Source organism: Microbacterium sp. zg.Y909 (assembly GCF_024626565.1).
Map to the genome: position 1 here is coordinate 1 of NZ_JANJFJ010000200.1, position 8,169 is coordinate 8,169.

General features: G+C 69.6%; 7 protein-coding genes. All 7 read left to right on the top strand.

Annotated features, from left to right (window positions below):
• Positions 1-243 precede the first annotated feature (243 nt).
• On the top strand, positions 244-675 hold the full coding sequence (gene mraZ, locus NQ160_RS14270) for a division/cell wall cluster transcriptional repressor MraZ (RefSeq protein WP_257495985.1): 432 nt from the start codon (positions 244-246) through the stop codon (positions 673-675).
• A gap of 98 nt (positions 676-773) precedes the next feature.
• Positions 774-1,727, top strand: coding sequence for a 16S rRNA (cytosine(1402)-N(4))-methyltransferase RsmH (gene rsmH / locus NQ160_RS14275; protein ID WP_257515873.1), 954 nt, complete (start codon positions 774-776; stop codon positions 1,725-1,727).
• Entirely contained in the window at positions 1,724-2,338 is a 615-nt protein-coding gene (locus NQ160_RS14280) for a hypothetical protein (protein WP_257515874.1), read from the top strand. The genes rsmH and NQ160_RS14280 overlap by 4 nt, the downstream gene beginning before the upstream one ends.
• A 5-nt stretch (positions 2,339-2,343) precedes the next feature.
• Entirely contained in the window at positions 2,344-4,122 is a 1,779-nt protein-coding gene (locus tag NQ160_RS14285; protein ID WP_257515875.1) for a peptidoglycan D,D-transpeptidase FtsI family protein, read from the top strand.
• Positions 4,123-4,175: 53 nt separating this feature from the next.
• On the top strand, positions 4,176-5,588 hold the full coding sequence (locus NQ160_RS14290; RefSeq protein WP_257515876.1) for a UDP-N-acetylmuramoyl-tripeptide--D-alanyl-D-alanine ligase: 1,413 nt from the start codon (positions 4,176-4,178) through the stop codon (positions 5,586-5,588).
• Entirely contained in the window at positions 5,585-6,694 is a 1,110-nt protein-coding gene (mraY, locus tag NQ160_RS14295; protein ID WP_257515877.1) for a phospho-N-acetylmuramoyl-pentapeptide-transferase, read from the top strand. Before NQ160_RS14290 ends, mraY begins: the two co-directional genes overlap by 4 nt.
• Positions 6,691-8,169: UDP-N-acetylmuramoyl-L-alanine--D-glutamate ligase (murD, locus tag NQ160_RS14300; protein ID WP_257515878.1), on the top strand; the 1,479-nt coding region annotated here is incomplete at its 3' end. The genes mraY and murD, both read left to right, overlap by 4 nt.

Below are 8,169 nucleotides of genomic sequence, written 5' to 3' on the forward strand. Positions count from 1 at the left end.
CACTCCTCCACGCTCCTCCACTTCGTTCATGGATCGCATGAACGAACGCTGGGATCGCCGCCAAGACCGGCACTGACCTCTCGAAACGCAAGAGCACCGACCTCAGGGTCGGTGCTCTTTTTTCGTGTGTTTGCGGCTCCTCGGGGTGGCCGACGGGCAATGTCGGGGGTTTGTGTAGTGAAGTGGAGGGAAGTGGAGTAAAGTGGCGCTACCTGGCGGGGCCGGACTAAGGGGGTGGTGGAGATGCTGTTGGGCACCCACACTCCCAAGCTCGACGACAAGGGGCGCGTCATCCTCCCGTCGAAGTTCCGGGACGACCTCGGTCCGGGCGTCGTCATCACGCGCGGCCAGGAGCGCTGCCTGTATGTGTTCAGCACCGCCGAGTTCGAGCGCGTGTACGAGCGCATCCGCGAAGCGCCCCTGACCAACAAGCAGTCCCGCGACTTCCAGCGCATGTTCCTCTCGGCCGCCAGCGCCGAGAAGCCCGACAGCCAGAACCGCATCACCATCCCGCCGCCCCTGCGTGCATACGCCAACCTCGACCGCGAGCTGGTCGTCACCGGTGTCGGCGCACACGCCGAGATCTGGAACGCCGACGCGTGGAACGCGTACGCCGAAGGAAACGAAGACAGCTATTCCGACATGGAGGAGGAGGTGATCCCGGGCCTCTTCTGAGCCTCGATCGTGACTCCCAGCCGCACGCCCTGACACACTTCCCCGGTGCCAGGTCGGAGCGGATGGGGATCAGGATCGAGGACCACGCCCTTCACATCATGGAAGCCCGCGACATCCACACCCCCGTCATGCTCGAGCGCTGCGTCGCGCTGCTCGGGCCGGCCCTGCAGCACGAGGGAGCCGTCTTCGTCGACGCCACGCTCGGCATGGGCGGCCACTCCGAGGCGATGCTCGAACGGTTCCCCGAGGCCCAGCTGATCGGGCTGGACCGCGACACCGACGCCCTGCGCATCGCGGGGGAGCGGCTCGCGCGCTTCGGAGACCGCGTCACGCTCGTCCACACCGTCTACGACGGCATCGCCGAGGCCGTGGCATCCACGGGTCGGAAGACCGCTGACGCCATCCTGTTCGACCTGGGCGTCTCGTCTCTTCAGCTCGACGAGGCGGACCGGGGCTTCGCCTACGCACGGGACGCGCCGCTGGACATGCGCATGGACCAGACCGCGGGGACGACCGCGGCCGACATCCTCGCCACCTACGGCGAGGGCGACTTGCGCCGCATCTTCGAGCGGTACGGCGAAGAGAAGCTCGCCGGCCGCTATGCCCGCGCAATCATCGAGGCACGCCGGACGGAGCCGATCACGCGGTCCGGCCGGCTCGTCGACATCCTGCAGGCGGCGACCCCCGCCGCGCTGAAGAATGCCGGCCACCCCGCCAAGCGCGTGTTTCAGGCGCTGCGGGTGGAAGTCAACGCCGAGCTGTCGGCGCTGGAACGCGCCATTCCTGCGGCCCTGGGCCTGCTCCCGGTCGGCGGGCGGATCGTGGTGCTGTCGTATCAGTCCCTCGAGGACCGCTTGGTCAAGCGCGAGCTCGCTGCGGCAACGGCCTCGACCGCGCCGGCCGGTCTGCCGGTGGAACTGCCCGAGCATGCCCCGCGCATGAAGCTGCTGGTGAAGGGTGCCGAGCTCGCCACCGCTGAGGAGCGGGCCCGCAATCCGCGGGCAACGCCCGTGCGGCTGCGCGCCGCCGAACGACTGCGGGAGGACGCATGAGCACGCTGCCCCTGGGCTCCGCGGCGGCCACGGCCGCAGCGCTGCCCGCACCGATCGACCGGCCGCGCCGACGCCTCGAGGTCGTCGCCGCGCCGGCGCCGCGCCGGCGACCGCGCCTTCTCTATGGGATCGTCGCCGTGGCCGGGGCGGTCACCATCGGCGCCGCGCAGATGGGCCTGTCGATCGTCACCACCCAGGGCTCGTACGAGGTCGCGCAGCTCACGCGGGAACAGCGCGATCTGACGTACCAGAAGCAGATCCTCACCGACGATGTCGCCGGGCTGAACTCCCCCCAGTTCCTGGCCGCGAATGCGTCCGCGCTGGGCATGATGATCGCCGAGTCGCCGAACTATCTGCGCCTGAGCGACGGCGCGGTCCTCGGCGCCGGTGAAGTCGCGCTGGGCGGATCGACCATCGATGCGCTGGGCCGGCCCTCCGTTCCGAACGCCCTCATCGCCGAGGCCCCGCTGGTGACCGCACCGCTGTCCACCATCGAGGGCGTGCCGGTCGCGCCCGACGCGCCGGCGGGCGCCGGCGCAGCCGCTGCTGCGACGGATGCCGCGACACCCCCGCCGATCACCGACGGACTCCCCGTTCCCCGCACACACTGAGAGATATGACGACCCGAGCCACCCGCAGTCCGCGCCGGCGCACCGTCGTCGCCCTCGCCGTCGTCCTCGCCGTGCTCTCGGGGTTCATCCTGCGGCTCGTCGACATCCAGGTCGTGAACGCGGACGGGCACATCGCCGACTCCCAGGAGCTCGCGTTCGGCGCGCACGAGCAGCTCTACGGCACGCGGGGTGAGGTCGTCGACGCAGACGGCGAACCGCTGGCCACCAGCATCCTCAAGTACGACGGAAAGCTCGATCCGCTCAACGTCGGTCCCGTCGACCGCGAGATCGACGGTGTGACCGTCGAAGTGCCCTGGGAGCAGGTCGCCGCCGAGATGGGGGCCATCACCGGGCAGAGCGCGGACGAGATCATCAAAATCGTCGACGATGCCCTCGCCGCCGACCCCGGCAGCCGGTTCGCCTACCTCAAGCGCGGCCTGACGACCGAGCAGTACCGCGAACTCGCCGCGCTGCGGGCGCCGTTCATGCGCTTCGACCCGCACCCCCAGCGCACCTACCCCGACGGGGCGGTCGCGGGCAACCTGCTGGGCTTCATGGGCTCCGACGGCGAGCCCCTGGCCGGCGTGGAGCAGATCGAGAACACCTGCCTTGCGCCCCAGGACGGAGAGCGCAGCTACCTGCGTGGCGCCGACGGGGTTGTGATCCCCGGCACCGAGATCGAGACGCCCGCCGTCGACGGCGGCACGCTGCAGTTGACGATCGATCGCGACCTGCAGTGGTACCTGCAGCAGCTCATCGCCGAAGAGGTGCAGAACAAGCAGGCCTCGAGCGGGGCGATCCTGGTGCTCGAGGTGGCCACCGGCAAGATCCGGGCCGCCGCGGAGTACCCGACGGTCGACCCGAACAACGTCGACGGCTCGGCCCCCGAGGACCGCGGCTCGCGCCTGTTCCTCGAGTCCTACGAGCCCGGCTCCACCCTCAAGGCCATCACCGCCGCCAGTGTCATCGACGCGGGTGTGGCGACGCCTCTGACGACCGTGAGCGCGGGGGACTACGAGACCTTCCCCAACGGTGCCCGCGTGGGCGATTTCGAATCGCACCCGGTGCTGAACTACACCCTCACCGGCGCGCTCATCGATTCGTCGAACGTCGCGCTGTCGAAGTTCGGCGAGATGCTCACCGCCGACACCCGCCACGAGTACCTGCAACGCTTCGGGGTGGGGAGGGGAACGGCGATCGACTGGCCGCAGGAGCCGCAGGGGGTTCTGCATCCCGTCTCCGAATGGGACAACCAGACGTTCTACGCCACGACCTTCGGGCAGGGCTACACGATGACGTCCCCGCAGGTCGCGAGCGCATACCAGGCCCTGGCGAACGGCGGCCTGAAGATGCCGCTGTCGATCGTGGAATCCTGCACTCTCGCCGACGGAACCGTGGTTGAGCCCGACCTGCCCGAACCCGAGCAGGTCGTCTCGAAGGAGGCCGCGGACGCGGTGACCCTCATGCTCGAGAACGTCGCGGTGCAGGCGCAGATGGCCGATTTCATCGCCGTGGACGGGTATCGTCTCGCCGCCAAGACGGGTACCGCGCAGGTCGCCGGAGAGAACGGCTACAAGTCCGGGGTGTACTTCACGTCGCTCATCGGCATCGTGCCGGCCGACGATCCGCAGTACGTCGTTCTGACCACGCTCGACGAGCCGACTACCATTAGATCGTCTGCTGCGAACCGCCAGGCCTTCCAGAAGGCCGTGACGCAGGTGCTCAAGAACTACCGCGTCCTGCCCTCCGATTCGCAGACGCCCCTTCTTCCCAAGACGCAGTGATCGCGCCGCCCGCGCGGACGTGCGCGCGCTCGTGACCGAGAACGGACACACTCATGATTCCCTTGACGTTCGCCGAGGTCGCCCGGGCCACATCCGGTGAACTCCGCCCGGCCGCCGGAGCCGGGCCCGAGACCGTCGTGGCCGGTGCGGTCGACACCGATTCCCGCCTCATCGAGCCCGGTGGCATCTTCGTCGCAAAGCCGGGGGAGGACACCGACGGCCACCTGTTCGTCGACGCCGCCCTCGAGCGCGGTGCGGTGCTGGCGATCGTCGAGCACCCGGTCGCCGCAGCGATCAGCCAGATCGTGGTGGCCGATGCCGTCGCCGCGCTGGCGGACCTGGCACGCGACGTCGTCGCCCGGGTGCGCGCCGGCGGCCGCCTGCAGATCGTCGGGATCACCGGGTCCAACGGCAAGACCACGACCAAGAACATGCTGGCGCGCATCCTGCAGGACGAGGGCGAGACGGTCGCGCCGCGCGCCTCGTTCAACAATGAGGTCGGCGCGCCCCTCACGATGCTGCGTGTCACCCACGACACGCGGTTCCTCGTCAGCGAGTTCGGCGCCAGCGGCCCGGGCGAGATCGCCCGGCTCGCCGGATTGGTAGAGCCCGACATCGGCGTCGTGCTCATGGTCGGCATGGCCCACGCCGGGGGTTTCGGCGGGGTGGAAGAGACGCTGCGCGCCAAGTCCGAACTCATCCACGCGGTGCGCCGCGGGGGCGTCGCCGTGCTCAACGCCGACGACGCGCGGGTGGCCACGATGGCGACGATCGCCGCCGACCGCGGACAGAGCGTCCGCTGGTTCGGGCGGACGTCCGCAGCGGACGTGCGCGCCGAAGACGTCGAGGTGGATGCCGACGGCACGTCGTGCACGGTCGTCGTCGACGGCGAGCGACTGCCGCTGCGCTTGCGCGTGCTGGGGGAGCACCACGTGATGAACGCGCTGGCCGCCCTCACCGCGGCCACCGCTCTCGGGGTCGGCGCCCGTGACGCGATCGCACGTCTGGAGACGGTCGAGCTCGCCGAGCGGTGGCGCATGCAGCCCCTGGGCTCGAACCGGGTGCGCATCATCAACGACGCCTACAACGCCAGCCCCGACTCGATGGCCGCCGCGCTGCGGACCCTCGCCCAGATCGTCGGCCCCGAACAGCGCACCGTCGCCGTGCTGGGTGCGATGAGCGAGCTGGGCGAATTCTCGGGAGAGGAGCACGACCGCATCGGCCTGCTGGCGGTGCGCCTGAACATCCGCCGCATCGTGGTGGTGGGTCCCGAGGCCCGACGCCTGTTCATCTCGGTGATCTCGGAGGGCTCGTGGGACGGTGAGGCGGTGTACTTCGCCACCGCCGATGAGGCTTACGACTACCTGCTGGGGGAGCTGCGCGACGGCGACCGGGTGCTGGTGAAATCCTCGAACGCCGCGGGCCTGCGGCATCTGGGTGATCGTCTGGGAGAATCGTTCTCGTGAGATCACTCCTTATCGCCGCGACGATCTCACTGTCGTTCACGCTCTTCCTCACGCCGCTGTTCATCCGGCTCTTCGAGAAGCTCGGGTGGGGGCAGGTCATCCGCACCCCCGAGGACGGCAACAACCCGCAGCACGCCGCCAAGCGGGGCACCCCCACGATGGGCGGGATCGTCTTCATCCTGGCGACGGTGATCGGCTACCTGGTCGGCACGTTCGTGGGTGGGAGCCCGCCCACGGCATCGGGACTTCTGGTCCTGTGGATGATGGTGGGCCTCGGGGTCGTCGGGTTCATCGACGACTACCTGAAGGTGCGCAGCCAGCGCAGCCTCGGCCTGTCGGGCTGGCGCAAGGTCATCGGCCAGGTGCTCGTGGCGGTGCCCTTCGGCATCTTCGCCCTCAACTTCCCGAACGTCCGCGACGTGACACCCGCGTCGGCCCACATCTCGCTGTTCCGCGACATCCCGGTGCTGTCGTTCATGGCGCTGGGTGCGATCGTCGGCTGGATCCTCTACCTCGCGTGGGTGTCCTTCCTCTCGGTGGCCTGGTCCAACGCCACCAACCTCACCGACGGACTCGACGGCCTGGCCACCGGCGCCGGGATCTTCACGGTGTCCGCCTACAGCCTGGTGGCGTTCTGGCAGTTCCAGCAGCGGTGCATCAGCACCGAGCTCGTTCCGGCGTACGCCGATGCCTGCTATCTCACCCGTGACCCGCTGGACCTCACGATCGTCGCGGCATCCTTCATCGGCGCCCTCGTCGGATTCCTCTGGTGGAACGCCCCCAAGGCGAAGATCTTCATGGGTGACGTCGGGTCGATGGCCATCGGAGGCGTCATCGTCGCGATGTCGATCCTCACCCGCACCGAGCTGCTGGCGGTGCTCATCGCGGGCGTCTTCGTCATCGCGCCCGGCTCCGTCGTGCTGCAGCGGTACTACTTCAAGGCGACCGGCGGCAAGCGCATCTTCCTCATGAGCCCGTTCCATCACCACCTCGAGCTGCGGGGGTGGCCGGAGATCACCATCGTCGTGCGCATGTGGCTCATCGCCGGGATCCTCGCGGTGACCGGTGTCGCGCTCTTCTACGTCGAATGGCTCGCCGCGCAATGAATGAACGTCTGGACGCACTCACCAGCTGGAACGCCGACTGGCGCGGCCTGCGCGTGGCCGTGCTGGGCCTTTCGGTCACAGGGTTCTCGGTGGCCGACACCCTCGCCGAGCTCGGCGCCCGGGTGCTGGTGGTCACCGAGACCGCCGCCGAGGAGTATGCGCGACTGCTGCCGGTGATCGGCGCCGAGCTGTGGACCGGCCCCTTGACGGAGGTGCCCCGCGACCTCGTGGACTTCGCGCCCGACGTCATCGTCGCCTCACCCGGCTTCCCGCCGCATCACGCCGTGATCCGCTGGGCGCAGGATGCCGGGATCGCCCTCTGGGGCGACGTCGAGCTCGCCTGGCGCGTGCGCGACAAGGTGACCCGGCCGGACGGACGCCCTGCGGACTGGGTGCTCATCACGGGAACCAACGGCAAGACGACCACCACCCGCCTGGCGGCGACCATGATGGCCGAGGCCGGTCTGCGCGCAGCGCCCTGCGGCAACATCGGCGTGCCGGTGCTCGACGCCGTGCGCGACCCGGCCGGCTTCGACGTGCTCGTGGTCGAGCTGTCGAGTCACCAGCTCTGGTATCTCGGGCTGCAGTCGACTCCCCAGCCCGTCTCGCCGGCGGCATCGGTGTGCCTGAACCTCGCCGACGACCACCTCGAGTGGCACGGCTCGTTCCGGGCGTACCGCGATGCGAAGGCGATCGTGTACGCCAACACCCGCATCGCCTGCGTGTACAACAAGGCAGACATCGCCACCCGCGAGATGGTCGAAGAGGCGGAGGTCATCGAGGGATGCCGCGCCATCGGCTTCGACCTCGGGGTGCCTGGACCCAGTGACCTCGGTGTCGTCGACGGCATCCTCGTCGACCGGGCGTTCCTGCCGGAGCGCGCCACCACTGCGCTCGAGCTGACCACGGTCGCCGACCTCGCCGCGCACGGGCTGGCGGCTCCCCACGTCGTGGCGAACGTGCTGGCCGCCAGCGCCCTCGCCCGGGCCCTCGACGTGCCGCCGGCAGCGATCGCCGCGGCGCTGGAGCACTTCCGGCTCGACCCGCACCGCATCGAGGTGGTCGCGGTCGCCGGGGGGATCACCTGGGTGGACGACTCGAAGGCGACGAACCCGCACGCCGCCGCCTCGTCGCTGGCTGCCTACCCCGGCGCCGTCTGGATCGTCGGCGGACTGCTGAAGGGCGTCGACATCTCGGACCTCGTGGCGGGGAGGGGCGCGAAGAGCAAGGCGGCCATCGTGATCGGCGCCGATCGGACGGCGGTGCTCGAGGCGTTCGGGCGACACGCGCCGACAGTGCCGGTATTCGAGGTCGACGACGCCGACACTGAAGAGGTCATGACGCGGGTCGTCGAATTGGCGGCGGGGATCGCCCGTGACGGGGACGTGGTTCTGCTCGCCCCCGCCGCAGCATCCTTCGACCAGTTCGCGTCCTACGCCGACCGCGGCAACAGCTTCGCCGCGGCGGTGCGCGAA